Raw genomic sequence first — 18,686 nt, 5'->3', positions numbered from 1 at the left:
CCCGATGTCGATAAAATCGACGCCGACTATGAGGTTGGCCTGGGGTGCCGGTATTTCCGGTCCACCAACCCCGTTGCCGGAATGCACGGCTGGTTGGGCACGAAGTCGCCGCGCGAGCGGCGGGGAGGAGGGATCAGGATGGGCCGTGGCCGGCCAGCGCGGCCTCGAGATAGCGGATGATCTCGTCGCCGCTGGAGGGCTTGCCGAGATAGCACTGTGCACCGGCCGCCATCACGCGCTGGCGCACGATTTCGCTTGGAAATGCGGTCATGAAGATGATCGGGAAGCGGCGGCCGGAGGCGATCAGCTGTGCCTGCAATTCATCGCCGGTGATTACGGGCATCTGGATGTCGGCGATCATGCATGCCGGATCGTCGCCCGGCGCATGCTGCAGGAAGTCGACGCCGGACTCGTAGGCCTGGGCCTCGTAGCCGAGGGAGCGGACCAGGCTCGCAAGCGAGGTGCGAACGCCTTCGTCGTCGTCCACGATCGCAATCACGGGGTTCTGGGCCATTCGCGCACAATCCTGACCGCGGTGTTCCGCAAGGCAGGGAGGACATCTCCCGTTTGCGCGGCCGATGATGCCATATGCACCCGGGGGTGGGCCCGCCGAAATTATACTCAGGTTTGGTCCGTAGTCCTTCGGGTTTGGGAGACCCCGAGCGCCTCGGCCTTGCGAACGAGGTCGGCCAGCGACCGGACCCCCATCTTGCGCATGACGTTCCCCCGGTGGATCTTGACCGTGATTTCGCTAAGGCCGATCAGGGCGGCGACCTGCTTGTTCATCAGCCCGGCGGTGACATGGCCCATCACCTCGCGCTCGCGCGCGGTCAGGGTCTCGTACTGGGCACGGATGTCGTCCTTGGTCGCGGCTTCGGCGCGGTGCAGCGTATCGCGCTCGAGCGCCGCGGTGACGGCATCGAGCATGTCTTGGTCGCGGAACGGCTTGGAGAGGAAATCGACGGCGCCGGCCTTCATGGCGCGCACCGACATCGGAATGTCGCCGTGGCCGGTCATGAAGATGATCGGATAGCTGATGCCCTGCCGGACGAGCTGGCCCTGCAGATCGAGCCCGCTCACGCCCGGAAGGCGGACGTCCAGCACGATGCAGCCGGGGCCGTCGGGCAGCGGGCCGCCGAGCAGCTCGGCCGGCGAGCCGAACAGCCGCGTCTCGAGGCCGACGGACCGGAACAGGCTGTCGAGCGAGGTGCGGATGCCGGCATCGTCATCGACGATGATGACGGTCGCGCTGGAGGATTGGGCCGGCGGTTGGGCCTGGTTTGGTCGTGTCATGGCAAAGCGTGTTCTTGGCTGTGTGGCAGTGTCAGGTGGAATGTCGCTCCCGAGCCCGGGGTGCTCGCCACCGACAACCGGCCGCCGTGAGCTTCCACCGTCGTTCGGCAGATCGCAAGTCCCATGCCCATTCCGCCATCCTTCGTCGTGAAGAAGGGGTCGAACAGGCGCGGCAGGTCATCCGCCTGGATACCCGGGCCGCTGTCCTGCACCGTGATCCCAAGCATTTCGCCGTCCACGGTGGCGCGCAGCGTGATGGTGCGGGAGCCGGGCCGGCCCGACATGGCCTGGCCGGCATTGATCAGAAGATTGACCAGCACCTGCTGCAGCTGAACCCGGTCGCCGCGAACCGGCGGCAGGTCGGGCGCCGTCTCGACGACGAGGGCGACGTCGTCCCTGGCGAGCTCGCGCGCCACCAGTTCGGTTGCCTCCTCGATGATCTCGCCGACATGCAGCACACCCTGCTCGGGCGGGGCCTTCTTCAGGAAGGTGCGGATGCGGGTCACGATCTCGCTGGCGCGGCGGCCCTGGGCAACGACATGGCCGATCGTCGTCGCAACCTCCTTGAGATCTGGGATGTCGCGCCGCAGCCAGCGCAGGCCGGCTTCGCCGCTGGTGACGATCGCGGCCAGCGGCTGGTTCACCTCGTGCGCGATGGACGCGCTGAGCTCGCCGAGGGTCGCCACGCGCGCCGCATGGGCGAGTTCGGCCTGCGCCGCGAGCAGCGCGTCCTGCGCCTGCCGGCGCTCGGTGATGTCGATGACGAAGACGAGCACATCATGATCTTCGTCGGACCGCGGCGAAAAGGTGATCGTGAACAGCACGGGCACCTTGCGTCCGTCGAGGCGCACGAGTTCGGTCTCGCCTTCGTGGAAGCGCTCGCCTTGCGCGAATGCGACCAGCGCGTCGACGAAACTGCGGTCGTTCTCGCCCAGCAGCTTGTCCACGTTCTCGATGAAGGCCGCAGCGCTTGCTGCTCCCGCCATCTTCTGCAGCGCCGGGTTGACGTCGGTGATCCTGGCGAGGCCGCGGGCCTGGCGGACGAAATCGGGATTCCGCGCCATGTAATCGCGCAGCTCCGCCCCTTGTGCCGGTAGCGCATCCAGCGCCGCCCGCAGTCCGCTCCAGTCTTCCTCGACGACGCCGATCCGGCTGGCGTCGAACATGCGGCGGTATCGCTGCTCGCTCTGCACTAGCGCGTTGTGTGCCGCGACGCGATCGGTGACGTCGGTGTGCGTTTCGAGCACCCCGACCGGCTTGCCGAGATGGTTGTGCTGCAGGGCCCACCGGGCATCCACGGTGAGCATGGCGCCGGCCTTCGTCCGCTGCTCGACCCTGCCTTCCCATCGCCCGGTTTCGAGCAGGCCGGCTTCGATGGTCTCGCGCCGTGCGGCATAGCTGGTTCGCAGCAGCTTGTCGGCGAGTTGCCCGACGGCCTCGTCGGCCGACCAGCCATAGGTCTGTTCCGCGGTCTTGTTCCAGAACGTGATCACGCCGCCGCGATCCCTGACGAAGATCATGTCATGCGAGAGGTTGAGCAGGCGCGCCTGCGCCGCAAGACGCGTCGTCGCCGCGTGGTTCTGCAGTACCAGCAGCGTCGTGATTCCGATGGCCGCAAGGCTCACCAGTGCGCGAAGGGCAGGCGAGGCGATCGTCTGCAGATCGTGCGACGTCAGATAGGCGACGACGGTCAGGACGATGCAGCCGGTTGCGGCAACCACGATGTCGTTGCGCCGGTTCGTCCTCGCCGCAAGCAGGATCGCGACGACATAGAGCACCGCGACCGCGCCCTCGAGCGGCGTCAGCACGTCGACCATGAAGACCGCGAGGGCGAGGACGGCGGACCAGAACCGCAAGCCGGCGCGGCCCATGGATGAGCCCGTGGGCCGATCAAGATTAGTCATCGTCGCAGGCGGTGTTTCGTCTCATCGCAGCGGCGTTGATGCCGCGATTTCATCGCGTCCACAATATGCGCCCCGGTGATTTTCGTGCTCTCGTGGAAGAACTCGTGGGAAGTTGAATTCGGCGCGAGGCCGACCACTGGATTCTCCGGCCGAACGGGGCAATTCGGTGATTTCGCCGCTCTCGGGCGCGTCAACTTACCGCAGGCTGCCGTGACGTCGTACTCACGCCTTCGTGCGCGCGGGCAAGGCGTCCCGCTCACGCTCCGGACCGGCGGCGGCGCTGCGATAATACCTAGGTATGACGCGGTTAACCCGAGACCTTATGCGCGCACCCGCGCGTAGAATGGAGCGTACGGACCGCCGAATTACTCTGATCCCATCGCATTCGGACAAGCCGATCAGGCACAGCCGGTGCGAACTGGGACAAGGAGGTTCGACGATGTCGCTGCTGATGTCATACCCGCAAAACGTCAACGATCATGTCGCCGCCGCAATCGACGCCTCGTCGATCGACGGCCCGCAGCTGCGGTCATCGCGACGATCGCCGCGCTCCGGCGAGGAGGCCGTCACGGTCTCCCTGGTGCATCTGGATGTCGCGCTGGCGATCGAGCCGCCCGCGCGGGACGTGCGCGGATCTGCCGATATCGAGCCGAGCTTCAGGGTGTCCGCGAAGCGTCTTGCCTGCGCGTCCGCCAAGTCCGACCAGGCGTCGGATGCCGAGGAGGTCACGGACCCCGTGATGCGGCGCCTCTCGGATGCGCTCGCGGCCACCAAGGCCATGCACCATCCCCATTCCGCCATCCTTGTCGACGCGCTGCGTCTGGCCATGCTGACCCGCAAGGCCAGCCGGCGGGCGGTGGCCGGCCCGGATGAGTTTGAGCCGGTCGATGGCGATCGCGAAGGGCAGACCGGCCGGACGGTGCGGTCGCTGCAGAAATGGCGCCTCAAGCGCGTCATGCAGTACATCGACGACAATCTCGACGCTAAGGTCACCCTGCAGCATCTGGCCGCCGTCGCCGGCCTCAGCCGGATGCACTTCGCAGCCCAGTTCCGGGCCGCCGTCGGCATGCGGCCGCACGACTATCTGCTGAAGCGGCGGATCGAGCGTGCGCAGGAACTGCTGCAGCGGGCCGACGCCTCGCTCGTCGACGTCGCCCTGACCGTCGGATTCCAGACCCAGGCTCACTTCACGACGGTGTTCAAGCGCTTCGCCGGCGACACTCCCTATCAGTGGAGGAGCGCCCATCTCGCGCAGTTCCTGCCGCTGCCGCGCCCCGAGGCGAGGGCGTCGTGACCAGCGTCGGAATTCCAGCCCTGCTGCTGTCGCTGCTCGGCATACACTCGGCACTGACGCACTACGAGGTCATGGGCGTGTTCGAGATCGCCCGCGGTCTCGGCACCTCCTACCGCTTCGCATCCTCGGAACCCGGGTCAGGCGCCCTCTACGGCCGCTTCACCCTGAATTTCTGCCGGATCGTCGCCGCAGGCGCAGCGCATTATGCATCGATTGACCGCTTCCCAGGGGAAACGGTCTCGCAGACTTGAAAGGGACCGGACGGCCGCCGTCCGCCCTTCGGGATCAATGATGAGCAAGCGTTGATCGCGCCGCTCCTCAGACCCGATACCAGCTCGCCAGATTCCACGTGATGGTGTCCCAGCCCGAGATATCGATCATCAGGTTGTTGACGCTCGCGTTGACGATGTGGCGCGAGAGCAGCGGCAGGAACACGTTGGCCCCGCAGAAGGTTTCGTCGACCTTGATCAGCAGCGCGGCGCGCTTGACCGGGTCGAGCTCGTTCTGGGCGGCCTTGTAGGCCTTGTCGGCCTCGGGATCGGAATAGCGCGAATTGTTGCGGCCGAGCCATTTGTTGTCCTTGGTCGCGATCTCCCAGGACACGCACTGGTTCAATAGACGCTCCGGATCGGGCTGCGGCTGCGTCGTGTTGTACATCTCCATGTCGGCGTAGAACTTCGAATAGGTGTCGGGATTGCCGACGTCGGAGGAGAAGAACACCGATGCGGTGACCGCCTTGATCTCGATGTCGATGCCGGCCTTCTGGCAGGCCTGCTTGATGATCGCCTGCGTCTTCTGCCGCGGGGCGTTGGTCGAGGTCTGGAACACGTATTTGAGCTTCTTGCCGTCCTTCTCGCGGAAGCCCTCCCCATTCCTGGTCCAGCCGGCCTCGTCGAGGATCTTGTTGGCCTTGTCGATGTCGAACTCGTATTTCAGCTTGGGGGACTTGAACTGTTTCGGCGCGTTGACGAAGCTCGCGGTTGCGATGGCGCCGCGTCCGTAGATGAACTTCTGGATCGAATCGCGGTCGATCAGGAGATTGATCGCGCGGCGAACGGCGGGATCGGACAGCGTCGGGTGCTTGGTCTTGACGCTCGAACGCTCGCCGTCGACCTCGGTCCAGGGGTCCGTCGTGTTGAGGATGATGAACTCGACATTTCCCGAAGGCGTGATGTCGAGCTTGCCTTTGCCGCCCGCCTCCATGCGCTTGAGGACCTCTTCTTCCACCTGCATGTTCCAGGCGAAGTCGTATTCGCCGGTCTGCAGCACGGCGCGCGCCGCAGAGACCGCGTCGCCGCCGCCCTTGACCTCGATCATGTCGAAATGCGGCTGGTTCTTGATGTGGTAGTCAATGTTGCGTTCGGCCTTGATCAAATCGCCCGGCTTGAACTCGACGAATTTGTAGGGGCCGGTGCCGACCGGCTTCAGGTTGCCGGGAGCTTCGCGTGACTTTGCGCCGACATAGTCGCCGAAATGATGCTTCGGCAGGATCTGGCCGACCGAGCCGACGAACGGGTCGGCCCAGAACGGCGTCGGCGCCTTGAAGATCACCTTGACGGCGTGATCGTCGATCTTCTCGACCTGGAGGTCCTTGTAGGAGCCTGTTGTGTAGGCCGCCGTTGCGAGATCCGCGGCGTACTGCCAGGTGAAGACGACGTCGTCGGCGGTGAAGGGCTTGCCGTCGTGCCACCTGACACCCTGCTTCAGCTTCCAGATCACGCTCATGCCGTCGGCCGCGAGGCCGCCGTTCGCCTTGGTTGGAACCTCTGCGGCAAGGCACGGGATGAGGTTGCCCTCCTTGTCCCAGCCGGCGAGCGGCTCGAAGAACATGCGCGAGGCGATCTGGTCCTTGGTACCGAGTGCGAAATGCGGATTGAGCAGCGTGGGCGCCTGCCAGAGCAGCATCTTGAGCGTGCCGCCGCCACCGGCCTTGGTCGGCTTGTAGGCAAGCGTGGCGTCCGCCATGGCCACGTCGTTCCAGAGCAGAATCTGGCTCGCGACCGGGCCAGCGATCCCGACCGCGGCCATGGTTCGGATGAACGCGCGCCGCGACAGCGTGCCGTCCTTCACCTCCGCCACCAGGTTGCGGATGTCGTGCTCGTTCATCGGGACCTCCACCTTCACACGAAAACGTCGTCACCAGCATGCAAGTTGCGTGCACCCTAGCTCAGGACGTCTGATGTCGTGGTGTCAAGGAGGAAGCCTGCGGCGAAATGGCGAAGGCCGCGGTTCACGATGCCGGCCGCCGCCGCCGGTCAAGACTTCGAGGCGGCGCTCTTTGCCGCCCCCTGGTCGTTCCGCACGTAGCGCCAGAGCAGGTCCGCGATCTCGACCCGCCGCTGTGCCTTGGCCTTCTGCGAGGACATGTCAGCCGCGAATTGAGCTTCGAACGTATGCCGGTTCGCGACCGAGAAGAAACATAGTGCGTTCAGCGACATGTGCAGCTCGACCGGATCGATGCCGGGCCTGATCACACCGGCGCCAACGCCCCTGTCCAACACCGCGGCGATCTGGCTGACGATCGGCCGCGTCATCTCCTTGAGCTTCTTGCTGGCGCGGATATGCCGTCCGCGATGGATGTTCTCGATCGTGACCAGCCGGACATATTCCGGGTTGGCCTGGTCGAAATCGAAGGTGAACTCGGCCAGCCTGCGGATCGCGGCCTCCGGCTCGAGCGCTTCGAGGTGGAGGTCCTGCTCGGCGATGCGCATCTTCGCATAGGCCATTTCGAGCACGGCCGTGAACAGCTCCTCCTTGGTATTGAAGTAATAGAAGATCAGCCGCTTGGTGACGTTGGCACGCGCGGCGATGGCATCGGTATTGCCGCCAGCGAGGCCGTTCTCGGCGAATTCCGCGAATGCGATCTCCAGGATCTCCCGCCTGGTGCGCTCCTTGTCGCGTCGCCGCACCGGCGGCTGCTTCGTATCCTCGGCGGCTCGCTTTTCCTTGGTTGTCATCCGGCGGTTCGGTCCTCTGCGTCCGGCCAGGCCTGCTGGTCCCTCATCCATAGCGCAATCGGCGGCGCTTGACAGCAATTATCCCATAGGTTAATTATAATTATCCAACGGGATAATTATATCGTGATTGACCTCGGCCTTGCTCATCTGACGGCATTGGACCTTGCGCCCGAAACGCTCGTGCCCGAGGCGGCGCGCGCTGGCTTCAGCTTCATCGGCCTGCGCGTGATTCCGGCGATCGTCGGCGGGCCGGCCTATCCGACGCGGGTGGGAACCGATGCGCACCGCTCTCTCAAGCGACTGCTCGCCGACGAGGGGATGCGACTGAACGAGATCGAGTTCGTCCAGCTTACGCCCGGCGTGGATATTCCGGCGCTCGCGGGGATCTTCGGGGCCGCGGCCGATCTCGGCGCGGTGGCGGTCACGGCATCGGGAGACGACGATGATTCCGGCCGTTTGACTGCGAATTTCGCCGAGCTCTGTGACCTCGCACGGCAATTCGGTCTGCGTGTCGATCTGGAATTCATGCGCTGGCGCGCGATCGGCTCGCTGCAGCGTGCCGAAGCGATCGTGAGCGACGCCGGAAGGGCCAATGGCGCCATTCTCGTCGATGCGCTGCATCTCCATCGCTCCGGCGGCCAACCGGACGATCTGATCCGGATCCCCGCGCATCACCTGCGGGCCGCGCAGATCTGCGACGCAGTTGCGCGGGCGCCCGTGGACGATGCGGCAATCATCGCCGAGGCGCGCGAAGGCCGGTTGCCGCCGGGCGAGGGTGCTTTGCCGCTCGGCGCGTTCCTGGACGCGCTGCCGGCGGACGCGACGATCAGCGTCGAGATGCCGCGACCGGCATTGCCGGTGCGAACCCGGCTCGCCACGGCGTTCGATGCAGCAAGACGGCTGCTCGATGATCGGCCGCGAGGTTCGTCAAGGTCACATCATGGCCGCCAGGGCGGCGGCGCAATCCAGACACGGAATGCCTGAGATGAAGAACATCACCATCGGCGTCATCGGCGCGGGACTGATCGGGCGAAAGCATCTCGCCAAGCTGGCCGGGCGAACCGACTATGACCTCGTGGGCATCGCGGACGTGAACGTCGAGCGGGCGGCCGCCGATTATCCCAAGACCCCTGTCGTCGCCGACTACCGGAAGCTGCTCGACGAGGCGCGGCCGGAAGCGGTGATCATCGCCTCGCCCAACCAGCTTCATGCCGAACAGGGCATCGCCTGCGCCAGGCGCGGCATTCACATCCTGATCGAGAAGCCGGTCACCGATACGCTCGACACCGCGGCAGACCTGATCGGCGAAGTGTGCAAGGCGGGCATCCAGTCGCTGGTCGGCCATCACCGCCGCCACCATCAGCAGGTCAGGACGCTCCGCGCGGTGCTGGGAGAACGGCGGATCGGCGATATCGTGGGGGTGTCGGCGATCTGGGCCACGCACAAGCCGGCCGCCTATTTCGAGATTGCGCCATGGCGCTCGCAGGCCGGCGGCGGTCCGATCCTGATCAACCTGATCCATGAGATCGATTTCCTGCGCTTCACCGTGGGCGAGATCGTCGCGGTGGAAGCGATCGCGTCGAACCGTCAGCGCGGCTTTGCGGTCGAGGACACCGCCGCGGCGCTGATCGAGTTCGACAGCGGCGCGCTCGGCACCTTCTTCATCAGCGACAGCGCCGTCTCGCCCTGGACGTCCGAGCAGGGGCTCGGCGAAGCCCCCGAATTTCCGTTCAGCGGCGAGAGCAATTACCGCTTCCTCGGCCGCCGCGGTTCGATCGAGTTTCCGGCGCTCGTGCAATGGTCGCAATCCGGCGATGCGCAGAGCTGGAACGAGCCGATCCAGGCGCAGCGCATTCATGCCAATTCGCTCGATCCCTATTTCGCCCAGCTCGATCATTTCCGCGACATCATCCGCGGCAAGGCGCAGTCCCTGCAGCCGGTCGAGGACGGCGCACGCAGCCTGATCGCGACCCTCGCCGTCGCCGAGGCCGCTTCCGGCAACCGGCGCGTCGAGCTGCGCGATCGCTACGACACGCTCGCAAGTCCGGTCAAGTAGACGGCGCAACAGAAGCAAGGAGCTTCCTGAGCGCAGACAATTCGCCGCTGCCCGGCGGACAGGAATGGAGCCACGGCGCGACTTTACGCAATGGACGTCCCGTTCCACGAGATGCGCGTTTCCGCCCCACCGGCTGCGTCCGGCGAACATGGCCCGGCTCTTGCCCGCCAGTATGATGGATTGTTATGATCCTCATACTTGGAGAGGTGGCGTGGTTCGGTCAGGTGAAGTCGAAGGGCAGGCGTTCGAGCCCGGCTCGGTCGTGCTGTTCGGGGGGCTGATCGCCGCCAACGTCGCGGCATGGGCCTTCGCCTTCGCAGCGTTCGGCGATCGGCCGACCGTGATGGCGACGGCGCTGCTGGCCTGGGTGTTCGGCCTGCGCCACGCCGTCGATGCCGACCACATCGCCGCAATCGACAATGTCGTGCGCAAGCTGATGCAGGCGGGCGATACGCCGCGCAGCGTCGGCCTCTATTTCGCGCTGGGACATTCCACCGTCGTGCTGGTCGCGACCATGCTGCTCGCGCTCGGTGTCGTCACCCTCGGCGGCGACAGCCTGCTCAAGGAGATCGGCTCCCTGATCGGCACCTCGGTGTCGGCGCTGTTCCTACTGGTGATCGCGGCCATCAACCTCGCCATCTTCGTCGGCCTGTGGCGGATCCTGCGCGAGGTGCGCGAGCAAGGCATCCATGATGCCGCGCAGCTCGAGGCGCTGCTCGCTTCGCGTGGATTCATGGCGCGCCTGCTAGGTCCGATGTTTCGCCTGGTCACAAAACCCTGGCACATGTATCCGCTCGGGCTGCTGTTCGGGCTCGGCTTCGACACCGCGACCGAGATCGGCCTGCTCGGCATTTCCGCCACCGAAGCCGCGCGCGGCGTCTCGCTTCTGCATGTGCTGGTCTTCCCCGCGCTGTTCGCCGCCGGCATGGCGCTGGTCGACACCGCCGATTCCGCGCTGATGGTCAGCGCCTATCGCTGGGCCTTCGTCGATCCCTATCGCAAGCTCTGGTACAACCTCACCATCACCGGCGCCTCCGTCGCGGTCGCGCTGCTGATCGGCGGTATCGAGGCGCTCGGCCTGATCGCGGACCGGCTCGGCCTGACGGGCGGGCCGTGGTCGCTGGTCGAGGCCCTCAACGACTCGCTCGCCCATGTCGGCTTCGCCGTGATCGCGCTGTTCGTGATCGCGTGGCTGGTCTCGGTCGTGGTCCATCGCCGCATGGCGCCCCGCGAGGCGCGGCGCGTGCCGGGTGCGCTGCAAGCAACCGGTGATGTTCCGTGAGCTGCGGCCGGGGCGGAATTCCGCAGGCGCGCTATCAGTCGTACTGATCCGGCCCCATCGCCCACGATGTCTGATCGTGGCCATACGCATAGTTGCGGTTGTTGACGACGGGATTGCGGTTGATCATCGGCCGCATGAACATCGGATGGGTCGCGCTGCGCACCTCGTGCTCGACCGTGAACAGCGGTTTGCCGCTGTCGAGATCGACGATGTCGCAGAACCGGTACTGATATTGATTGTCCTCGCGCGAGACCAGATTGCGCGCGAGCAGCTTGCGGTACGGGCCGGAGAAATCGGTGATGTACATCTGCACGTGGTGCCCGTCATAGTCGCCCGGCGGCCGGTCGGTTTCGCGGAACAGCAGGTGCTGGTCGCGGCCCGTCTGCACCGCCGCGACGGTGCCGTCGCCGTTCTGCATGCCTGAAGGCATGCCCATGATCTCCGGATAGAAGGCGCAGATCGCGGGTGCCGTTCCCATGGGCACGTCGAACTCGACATAGGGAATGCCGAGCGTGATGCGGCCGAAGCGCGCCGCGTCCGGCTCGTAGACGCGCATGCGGTTGCCCCACGGGCAGACGGCTTCGACATGGTCGTTGTGCTCGGCGAAGGTGAAGGCCGTGCCTTCGAGCTTCTTCGCGACCGATGCCAGCCGCGTCAGCAGCGCCTCGCGCCCTTCGATGACGAGGCCGGTATGGCCGCGCAGCACCTGCGGCCTGCCGCTCGGCAGGTGAAACTGGCTCCGTCCGGCGTTGATCCACATGTTGGTGTCGGACACCATCAGGTAGGGATCGCGGGTGAGCCCAAGTCCCGTGACGTAGAATAACGTCGCCAGGCGCTGGTCCGGGACCTGGATGTTGACGTGCTCGAAATGAATCGCGTTGCCGAGATCTTCTGCGGATCGATCGAATTGTTGCGGCATGGCTGTGCGCTTCTCGCTTGGGGGGACGGACGAGCCATACTAGAGCAGAATTTCCGTCCGCCGAAACAAGTTCGCAATCACATCTTGAGGGCGGGCATGACGCCTTATCGCCACCTTGCCGCGGCAACCAGTCCCTGTAATCTGGGCCAAAGACATCAAGGGAAGGACCTATGGGGGGAGTTCTGGAAGGCGTGCGCGTCCTCGATTTCGGGCGCTACATCGCGGGGCCCTATTGCGCGACCCTGCTGGCCGAATTCGGCGCCGAGGTCATTCGCGTGGAGAAGCGCGACGGCAGCGAGGACCGGTTCGTGGCGCCGGTGGGTGAGGGCGGCGAAGGCGCGCTGTTCCTCCAGGTCAACCGCAACAAGAAGTGCATCACGCTCGATCCGATGACACCGGAAGGCCAGGAAGTGATGCGCCGGCTGATCGCGACCGCGGACGTCGTCGTCGCCAATCTGCCGCCGCAGACCCTTCGGGCGATGAAGCTCGACTATGACTCCCTGAAGGCGATCAAGCCGGACATCATCCTGACGACGGCAACCGCATTCGGCGGGCCCGGGCCCTGGTCCGACCGCGTCGGCTTCGACGGCGTCGGCCAGGTCATGTCGGGCTCGGTCTACATGACCGGCGCCGGCGACCCGCCTTACCGCGCCGCCGTGAACTGGGTCGACTTCGGAACGGCGCTGCACTGCGCGTTCGGAACGCTCGCCGCGCTGATCGAGCGTGGCAAGTCCGGCCGCGGACAGATCGTCGAGGGCGCGCTGCTTGCAACCGCTTTGTCCTTCACCAATGCCACGCTGATCGAGCAGGCCGTCATCAACGTCAACCGCGTGCCGACCGGCAATCTCGGCCAGACGGCGGCGCCCGCCGACATCTACCGCACCAAGGACGGCTGGGTGCTGTGCCAGGTCACTGGCCATCCGCTGTTCAAGCGCTGGGCCAGGCTGATGGGTGAAGAAGACAAGTGGCTGAACGATCCGCGCTTTGCCGACGACATCAGTCGCGGCAACAACGGCCCCGTCATCAGCGAACGGATGGCGCGCTGGTGTGCCGAGCGCACCACGCAGGAGGCCGTCGATACGCTGGGCAAGGCGATGATCCCGACCGGGCCCGTGCTGAGCCCGCAACAGGCGCTCGATCATCCGCATATCCGCTCCGCCGGCTTCATGCAGGACATCGACTATCCGGGCCTGCCCAAGCCTGCGCCGGTGACGCGCGCCGCCGTGCGGCTGTCGGAAACGCCGGGTGAAATCGCATCGCGCCCGCCGACGCTCGGCGAGCATACCGATCGCGTCCTCGCCGAACTCGGCTATGACGGCGCCGCGATCGCAGCGCTTCGGCAGAACGGCATTGTGTAGCGGAGACGGCTGGACTGGACCGCCGGCCGAGATCTTCAGACGGCGGTCCAGTGCGATCTAGACGAACTTGGGGAAGTTGTAAGGCCGCGACGCAACGCTAGCCCGGCCGGCGCGAACGCTTCAAGTTTCCTGGTGTTGCTCCGACGACAGTTTCGTTGCCGTGGCCTGGAAATGGCCACACTTGAAATGGCCGCGGCCTGGGTAGCCTCGAGATGTTTGGGGCCGTTGAGCCCGCACGCATCACGCCCCCTTCGCAAGCGTGAGCGCGGCCTCGACCGCGTTCTCCAGAATCTCCTCCGACAATTGCCTGTCGCTCACCGCGCGCGACAATTGCAGCGCGCCGACCATGGTCGCATAGGCGGACAGCGCGCGCCGCCGGCGTTCCGCAGCCGATCCGTTCGGCATCTGCGCCGCCATCAGCGCGAGAATGTCGGACATCTTTCCGGTGAAGGCCTCGCGCGTCCATTTGGGATGCCGCGCGATCTCGGACGCCAGCGCTGCGGTCGGGCAGCCGGTCGCCGCATGGTCGCGATGACGCGGCGAGAGATAGTCGCGGATCGTGGTCTCCAGCGCGACGCCGTTCTTGAGATTGTCCTTGTGCCGCTGCTCGCGCCGTTCCAGCGCATCCAGCAGCACCGCGCGCACCAGATCCTCCTTGGATTCGAAATGCGTGTAGAAGGCGCCGTTGGTCAGGCCGGCCGCCGACATGATGCCGGCAAGGCCGACGGCGGCGATGCCGCTCTCGCGGAACTGCGCGGAGGCGACGTCGAGAATCTGCCGCCGCGTCGTGTCCCGGTGTCCCTTGTCGTAGCGCGCCAATTCCGCCTCCGTGCCGCTCGGTCCGCGGCCCCCCAACAAAATCGTGAGCAGGGGCCTATTGCATTACGATCATAATAATACATTATGGTCATAATACAAAGAGGGCGGTCTTTGGGCAATGCCTTCGGGGAACCACAGGACCGCACCCATGTCAGTCGAAGATGCTACCGCACCGGCTCCGTCCGCCGCGCCGATCATGGCCCGCCCGGCCGCGCCACACCGCCCGGCGGCGCCGGCGGCCCCGAGCGCGGCCGAACAGAGGCGGGCTGCGCTGCTGACCGCACCGATCCTGCCGACATTGCTTCGGCTCGCGGCCCCGACGGTCACGGTCCTGGTGGCGCAAACCGCGGTCAACATCGCCGAGGCCTATTACGTCGGCTTTCTCGGCACCGATGCTCTGGCGGGCGCCGCGCTGGTCTTCCCGATCTTCATGCTGATGACGATGATGTCGAATGGCGGGTTCGGCTCCGGCGTTGCATCCTCGGTGGCGCGCGCGGTGGGGGCCGGCCGCCGGGACGATGCCGAGGCGGCGCTGCTTCACGCCGTGGTGCTGGCGATCATCGCCGGCGGCGTCTTTACCCTGGGCGTGATTTTCGGCGGCCCGCATCTCTATCGCGCCCTCGGCGGCACCGACGGCGCGCTCGCGGCCGCGACCACCTATTCGAACTATTTGTTCGCCGGCGCCATTCCGGTGTGGATCGTCAACCTCCAGGCCGCGGCGCTGCGCGGCTCCGGCAATGTCAGGGTGCCCGCGCTGGTGACGCTGGTCGGCGCGATCGTGACCATCCCGGTCTCGCCCGCGCTGATCTTCGGGTTCGGGCCGATCCCGCGGCTTGGCATCGGCGGCGCCGGTGTCGCCTTCGGCCTCTATTACGGCGCGGCGATGCTGTTCCTGCTGCGCTACATGGCGTCGGGCGCGACCGGGCTGAAGCTGCATCTCGTGCCGCTCCGCGCCAAGATCTTCGCAGACATGCTCAAGGTCGGCATTCCCACCGCGCTCAACGCGGTCCTCACCAATCTCACCGTCATCCTCGTCACCGGCGCGGTCGGCCTGTTCGGCACCGCCGCGCTTGCCGGCTACGGCATCGCCTCACGGCTCGACTACATCATGATCCCCTTGCTGTTCGGCATCAGCACGGCGACGCTGACCATGGTCGGCGTCAACATGGGCGCCGGGCAGACGGCGCGGGCGCGGAAAATCGGCTGGATCAGCGGTGTCGCCGGCATGGTCATGACCGGGGCGATCGGGCTCTTCGTCGCGATCTTTCCGACCGCCTGGCTCAATCTGTTCAGCCACGATGTCGAGGTGGTGGGCGAGGGCATGACCTATTTGCGCATCGTCGCGCCGGCCTACGCTGCGCTCGGCTTCGGTTTTGTCTCTTCTTTCGCCGTGCAAGGCACCGGCCGCGCCATGGGCCCGCTCGCGTCCTCCTTCGTACGCATCCTGATCGCGGCCGGCGGTGGCTGGATCGCGGTGGCGAGCTTCGGCGCGGGCATGGCGGGGCTCGCCACGATGGTCACGCTGTCCCTGGCCGCCTATGCCGCGATCTGCGTCCTGATCATGCTGTCGCCGTCGACCTGGCGGACCGAGTGATCACCTGATGCTGGCGACGCCGATCGCCAGCACCGACATCAGCATCACATTCGTCAGCAGCTCCACCGCCGTCTTCGGCTCAGCCAGCCAGCGCGAGACCTTTCCGGTGAAGGACAGCGTGGCATCGCCGAAGGCGGGCGCGTTGTTGTGCCGGAAGAAGCGCGGGAATTTCGGTGCAAGCCAGATCATCGCCAGCCCGTGGAAGGCCGCCGCCAGCACGATGAAGATGGTGGCGCCATAGCGTTCCCCAACGATCTCGGAGGCCGCCACGAGCTTCATCATCAGCACGACGCTGGAATAGAGCGGTACGCCCTGGAACAAGGCGTAGAGCGCAAAGCATTCGAGGCGGTTCCGGGCTGCGAGCTTCGGCACGGCGAGGGCGGTCATGGCGGCTCTCCTGGCTGATGGTTGCCGCCAATTTCGCTCCCGGTGCGCCGCTGTGCCGTGATACACCTCACGCTTGCCCGGGGCGCCGCCTTCCCCGCGAATTCGTTTCCCGTTTCACGCCGAACGGAGAAAGGCTCGCTTGCCCCGGCAGCCAATATGGATTTCCATTTCATTGATTTCGCCCGGCAGAGAAGCGAATACGGTTCCATTCATCGTTGCAGACCCGTGGAGACCAAGATGTCGTTTCGCCTCCCCCTGATCCTCTCGGCCGTGCTCGCCGCATGGTCTGCCGCAGCCGCGGCCGAGACCATCAAGATCGGCGTGACCCCGGGGCCGCATGCGCAGATCCTCGAAGCGGTGAAGCCGATCGCCGCCAAGCAGGGGCTCGACATCCAGCTCCTCGAGTTCTCCGACTACGTGGTACCGAACGCCGCGCTCGACGCCGGCGAGATCCAGGCCAATTCGTTCCAGAACCAGCCGTACCTCGACAACCAGAAGGCCGACCGCGGCTACAAGATCGAGGCCGTCGGCCTGACCGTGAACTTCCCCATCGGCGTCTACTCGAAGAAGCACAAGGCCTTCGCCGACATTCCCGAAGGCGGCAAGGTCTCGATCCCCAACGATCCGACCAACGGCGGCCGCGTTCTGCTGCTGCTGCGCGACAAGGGCGTGATCAAGCTGAAGGACGGCACCGGCTTCAAGCCGACGGTGCTCGACATCACCGAGAATCCCAAGAAGCTGAAGTTCATCGAGGTCGATGCGGCGCAGGCTCCGCGCGCGCTCGACGATGTCGACGCAGCCGCGATCAATACCAATTATGCAACCCAGGCGGGCCTCGACCCGGTCAAGGACCCGATCCTGCGCGAGGACCCGAAGGGCCCCTACGTCAACCTGATCGCGGTGCGCACCGCCGACAAGGACAAGCCCTGGGTCAAGATCCTGGTCGACAGCTATCACTCGCCGGAGGTCAAGGAGTTCGTCCTGACCAAGTTCAAGGGCGCGGTGCTGCCGAGCTGGTAGGCAGCCTGCCCGCCAGACGTCCAGGGCGATCCGGCGGGCAGCCGTGCGCATGAGCCTTGCGCAATGCCCGCTTGTCTGGAGCTGCGGCAACCGACATCATCGGGGGCGTGGCCATCCTTGCCCGACAGGGGTCGTATGAAACGCTTTGCAAACCTGAAACGCCTGGGCTTCTTCACGCGGCTCCTCGACGAGGCGCCGCCGGCGGACCGCTATCGCTTCGCCGCCGAGCAGATCGTGCGCGCCGAGAAGGCCGGGCTCGATTCCGCTTGGATCGCGCAGCATCATTTCCATGAGCGCGAGGGCGGCCTGCCGTCGCCCTTCACCTTCCTCGGCTATGTCGCCGCCCAGACCTCGCGCATCCGCCTCGGCACCGGCATCGTGACGCTGCCGCTGGAGAGTGCGGTGAGGGTGGCCGAGGACGCGGCGGTGCTCGATCTGCTCTGCAACGGCCGGTTCGAGCTCGGTGTCGGTACCGGCGGCAATCCGTCGGCCTTCGCCGCCTTCGGCCTCGACGGCGCCCAGCGCAACGAGATCTTTGCGCGCAATCTGGACATCGTCCGCAAGGCGCTGACCGGCAAGCAGCTCGACGGTGGCGACACGCTCTATCCGCAGCGGCCGCAACTGGACAAGCGCATCTGGCAGGCGACGTTCTCCGTCGCGGGCGGCGCCCGCGCCGGCAAGGCCGGCGATGGCCTCCTGCTCTCGCGCACCCAGCCCCGCGCCAAGGACGCGCCGACGGCGACGCTCGCCGAGATCCAGAACCCGATCATCGACGCCTATCTCGAAGCGCTGCCGCCGGGCTGCGAGCCGCGCATCATGGCCTCGCGCAGCGTCTTCGTCGCCGACGACCATCGCGAGGCGCTGCGCCTTGCCGACATTGGACTGCGTCGCGCGCTGCCGCAATTCATGAAGGGCGGTCACCTTCCACCCGGCGAGACGCTGGAGGAGATGATCGTCGCGTTCGACACCCATGTCGGCGCGGCCGACGAGGTGATCGCCTCGCTGCGCACCGATGCGACGCTGGAGCGGGTGACCGATCTCGTCTTCCAGGTCCATTCGGTCGATGCGCCGCATCCCTATGTTCTGCGCTCGATCGAGCTGGTCGCCGAGAAGGTCGCGCCGGCGCTGGGCTGGACGCGCACGGCGCCCGCCGTGGCGCTGGCGGGCTAGCCGAAATGAAACTGCACGAGGCTGAATGATGGCAACACAGGATATCATCGACACGCTTGCCGGCATCGCGCCGGGCTCGGTCCTGGACGGCATCCGCGCGCGGCGCCTGCAGGCGCGCGAGAACGCGCAGAAGAGCTACCTCTCCTTGTTCGAGCCGATCGACGCGAGCGATTTTTCGCTGGTCGAGCGCGCCGCGGTCGCGGCCTTCGTCACCGGGCTTCATGGCGAGTCGCCCGTTGCAACCTTCTATCGCGAGAAGCTTGCGGCGAGTTCGGGTGGTGCGGCTCTGCTCGAGGCGATCGACGCGGAGATCGCGCGGGGCAGGACCTCGGGTCCGTATGGCTCCTTTCCGGCCGGGCCGCTCTCGGCCGAGAACACCGCCGGCCTGATCTATCGCGTCAGTGCGGCGAGCAAATCCGTTCTCGGCACCAGGCTCGTCGCGGCCCTGGAGCATGCGCACCTCCTGGTCTTCCGCCCGCGCGATGCCGCATCCGCCGACATGAAGGCGCTGCTGGCCGCGGGTTGGTCGGCGACCGGCATCGTCACGTTCTCCCAGCTCGTGGCGTTCCTGTCGTTCCAGGTCCGCGTCGTCAGCGGCTTGCGCACGCTCGCCGCGGCAAGCACGTAGGAGGC

At 66.1% G+C, this 18,686-nt stretch carries 18 protein-coding genes; 10 read left to right on the top strand and 8 right to left on the bottom strand.

The genetic code is table 11. From position 1 onward, the window contains the following. Positions 1–133 precede the first annotated feature (133 nt). From A7X65_RS25155 to A7X65_RS25145, 3 genes are all read right to left on the bottom strand, one after another. The gene (locus A7X65_RS25155) at positions 134–514 is read right to left on the bottom strand and encodes a response regulator transcription factor (protein ID WP_063690143.1); all 381 of its coding nucleotides are present in this window, start codon (positions 512–514) and stop codon (positions 134–136) included. Between the two features lie 107 nt (positions 515–621). Further along, positions 622–1,293, bottom strand: a complete 672-nt coding sequence (locus tag A7X65_RS25150; protein WP_063690140.1) for a response regulator transcription factor — start codon at positions 1,291–1,293, stop codon at positions 622–624. Beyond that, positions 1,290–3,197, bottom strand: a complete 1,908-nt coding sequence (locus A7X65_RS25145) for a PAS domain-containing sensor histidine kinase (protein WP_063690137.1) — start codon at positions 3,195–3,197, stop codon at positions 1,290–1,292. The genes A7X65_RS25150 and A7X65_RS25145 overlap by 4 nt, the downstream gene beginning before the upstream one ends. A gap of 439 nt (positions 3,198–3,636) precedes the next feature. Between A7X65_RS25145 and A7X65_RS25140 the strand changes: the two genes are divergently transcribed. Beyond that, the gene (locus A7X65_RS25140) at positions 3,637–4,491 is read left to right on the top strand and encodes a helix-turn-helix domain-containing protein (RefSeq protein WP_063690134.1); all 855 of its coding nucleotides are present in this window, start codon (positions 3,637–3,639) and stop codon (positions 4,489–4,491) included. After that, positions 4,488–4,742: a hypothetical protein gene (locus A7X65_RS25135; protein WP_063690131.1), complete on the top strand. Its 255-nt coding sequence runs from the start codon at positions 4,488–4,490 to the stop codon at positions 4,740–4,742. The genes A7X65_RS25140 and A7X65_RS25135 overlap by 4 nt, the downstream gene beginning before the upstream one ends. A gap of 67 nt (positions 4,743–4,809) precedes the next feature. Here A7X65_RS25135 and A7X65_RS25130 read toward each other — a convergent pair whose 3' ends face one another. Then, positions 4,810–6,597: a peptide ABC transporter substrate-binding protein gene (locus A7X65_RS25130; protein WP_063690803.1), complete on the bottom strand. Its 1,788-nt coding sequence runs from the start codon at positions 6,595–6,597 to the stop codon at positions 4,810–4,812. 149 nt (positions 6,598–6,746) lie between these two features. Then, positions 6,747–7,448 (bottom strand): TetR/AcrR family transcriptional regulator, encoded by a 702-nt coding sequence (locus A7X65_RS25125; protein WP_063690127.1) that lies wholly within the window; start codon positions 7,446–7,448, stop codon positions 6,747–6,749. 123 nt (positions 7,449–7,571) lie between these two features. Here A7X65_RS25125 and A7X65_RS25120 point away from each other — a divergent pair, with 123 nt between their 5' ends. The 3 genes from A7X65_RS25120 to A7X65_RS25110 all read left to right on the top strand — a co-directional run bounded on the left by A7X65_RS25120 (position 7,572) and on the right by A7X65_RS25110 (position 10,786). After that, complete coding sequence (locus A7X65_RS25120; protein WP_063690125.1) at positions 7,572–8,432, top strand: sugar phosphate isomerase/epimerase family protein; 861 nt, start codon at positions 7,572–7,574, stop codon at positions 8,430–8,432. 1 nt (position 8,433) lies between these two features. Further along, positions 8,434–9,504, top strand: coding sequence for a Gfo/Idh/MocA family protein (locus A7X65_RS25115; protein WP_063690123.1), 1,071 nt, complete (start codon positions 8,434–8,436; stop codon positions 9,502–9,504). 211 nt (positions 9,505–9,715) lie between these two features. Continuing rightward, positions 9,716–10,786 carry a HoxN/HupN/NixA family nickel/cobalt transporter gene (locus tag A7X65_RS25110; protein ID WP_063690121.1) on the top strand — a complete coding sequence of 357 codons (1,071 nt, stop codon included), beginning with the start codon at positions 9,716–9,718 and terminating at the stop codon, positions 10,784–10,786. Between the two features lie 34 nt (positions 10,787–10,820). Here the strand turns inward: A7X65_RS25110 and A7X65_RS25105 are convergent, their stop codons facing one another. Further along, positions 10,821–11,705 carry a hypothetical protein gene (locus A7X65_RS25105; protein ID WP_063690119.1) on the bottom strand — a complete coding sequence of 295 codons (885 nt, stop codon included), beginning with the start codon at positions 11,703–11,705 and terminating at the stop codon, positions 10,821–10,823. A 170-nt stretch (positions 11,706–11,875) separates the two neighbouring features. Here A7X65_RS25105 and A7X65_RS25100 point away from each other — a divergent pair, with 170 nt between their 5' ends. After that, positions 11,876–13,063 carry a CaiB/BaiF CoA transferase family protein gene (locus tag A7X65_RS25100; RefSeq protein WP_063690116.1) on the top strand — a complete coding sequence of 396 codons (1,188 nt, stop codon included), beginning with the start codon at positions 11,876–11,878 and terminating at the stop codon, positions 13,061–13,063. 240 nt (positions 13,064–13,303) lie between these two features. Here the strand turns inward: A7X65_RS25100 and A7X65_RS25095 are convergent, their stop codons facing one another. Continuing rightward, a complete protein-coding gene (locus A7X65_RS25095; RefSeq protein ID WP_063690801.1) occupies positions 13,304–13,882 on the bottom strand; it encodes a TetR family transcriptional regulator in 579 nt (192 codons plus the stop codon). Positions 13,883–14,030: 148 nt separating this feature from the next. Here A7X65_RS25095 and A7X65_RS25090 point away from each other — a divergent pair, with 148 nt between their 5' ends. After that, a complete protein-coding gene (locus A7X65_RS25090) occupies positions 14,031–15,476 on the top strand; it encodes an MATE family efflux transporter (RefSeq protein WP_063690114.1) in 1,446 nt (481 codons plus the stop codon). Here A7X65_RS25090 and A7X65_RS25085 read toward each other — a convergent pair whose 3' ends face one another. Next, positions 15,477–15,863 carry a hypothetical protein gene (locus A7X65_RS25085; RefSeq protein WP_063690112.1) on the bottom strand — a complete coding sequence of 129 codons (387 nt, stop codon included), beginning with the start codon at positions 15,861–15,863 and terminating at the stop codon, positions 15,477–15,479. A 237-nt stretch (positions 15,864–16,100) separates the two neighbouring features. On the opposite strand from A7X65_RS25085, the gene A7X65_RS25080 reads away from it, so the two are divergent. The 3 genes from A7X65_RS25080 (at position 16,101) to A7X65_RS25070 (ending at position 18,681) form a co-directional block, all read left to right on the top strand. Continuing rightward, positions 16,101–16,883, top strand: coding sequence for a MetQ/NlpA family ABC transporter substrate-binding protein (locus A7X65_RS25080; protein ID WP_208608626.1), 783 nt, complete (start codon positions 16,101–16,103; stop codon positions 16,881–16,883). A 135-nt stretch (positions 16,884–17,018) separates the two neighbouring features. After that, on the top strand, positions 17,019–18,053 hold the full coding sequence (locus A7X65_RS25075; RefSeq protein ID WP_063690110.1) for a putative FMN-dependent luciferase-like monooxygenase: 1,035 nt from the start codon (positions 17,019–17,021) through the stop codon (positions 18,051–18,053). 28 nt (positions 18,054–18,081) lie between these two features. Then, complete coding sequence (locus A7X65_RS25070; RefSeq protein WP_063690797.1) at positions 18,082–18,681, top strand: CMD domain protein; 600 nt, start codon at positions 18,082–18,084, stop codon at positions 18,679–18,681. Positions 18,682–18,686 lie beyond the last annotated feature (5 nt).

The organism is Bradyrhizobium stylosanthis, assembly GCF_001641335.1.
GTDB lineage: Bacteria > Pseudomonadota > Alphaproteobacteria > Rhizobiales > Xanthobacteraceae > Bradyrhizobium > Bradyrhizobium stylosanthis.
This window is presented reverse-complemented; position numbering and strand designations above follow the sequence as displayed.

Coding starts and splice junctions, on each gene's coding strand:
- A7X65_RS25155 (WP_063690143.1), bottom strand. CDS start 514: ATGGCCCAGAACCCCGTGATTGCGATCGTGGACGACGACGAAGGCGTT.
- A7X65_RS25150 (WP_063690140.1), bottom strand. CDS start 1,293: ATGACACGACCAAACCAGGCCCAACCGCCGGCCCAATCCTCCAGCGCG.
- A7X65_RS25145 (WP_063690137.1), bottom strand. CDS start 3,197: ATGACTAATCTTGATCGGCCCACGGGCTCATCCATGGGCCGCGCCGGC.
- A7X65_RS25140 (WP_063690134.1), top strand. CDS start 3,637: ATGTCGCTGCTGATGTCATACCCGCAAAACGTCAACGATCATGTCGCC.
- A7X65_RS25130 (WP_063690803.1), bottom strand. CDS start 6,597: ATGAACGAGCACGACATCCGCAACCTGGTGGCGGAGGTGAAGGACGGC.
- A7X65_RS25125 (WP_063690127.1), bottom strand. CDS start 7,448: ATGACAACCAAGGAAAAGCGAGCCGCCGAGGATACGAAGCAGCCGCCG.
- A7X65_RS25115 (WP_063690123.1), top strand. CDS start 8,434: ATGAAGAACATCACCATCGGCGTCATCGGCGCGGGACTGATCGGGCGA.
- A7X65_RS25105 (WP_063690119.1), bottom strand. CDS start 11,705: ATGCCGCAACAATTCGATCGATCCGCAGAAGATCTCGGCAACGCGATT.
- A7X65_RS25100 (WP_063690116.1), top strand. CDS start 11,876: ATGGGGGGAGTTCTGGAAGGCGTGCGCGTCCTCGATTTCGGGCGCTAC.
- A7X65_RS25090 (WP_063690114.1), top strand. CDS start 14,031: ATGTCAGTCGAAGATGCTACCGCACCGGCTCCGTCCGCCGCGCCGATC.
- A7X65_RS25085 (WP_063690112.1), bottom strand. CDS start 15,863: ATGACCGCCCTCGCCGTGCCGAAGCTCGCAGCCCGGAACCGCCTCGAA.
- A7X65_RS25080 (WP_208608626.1), top strand. CDS start 16,101: ATGTCGTTTCGCCTCCCCCTGATCCTCTCGGCCGTGCTCGCCGCATGG.
- A7X65_RS25075 (WP_063690110.1), top strand. CDS start 17,019: ATGAAACGCTTTGCAAACCTGAAACGCCTGGGCTTCTTCACGCGGCTC.
- A7X65_RS25070 (WP_063690797.1), top strand. CDS start 18,082: ATGGCAACACAGGATATCATCGACACGCTTGCCGGCATCGCGCCGGGC.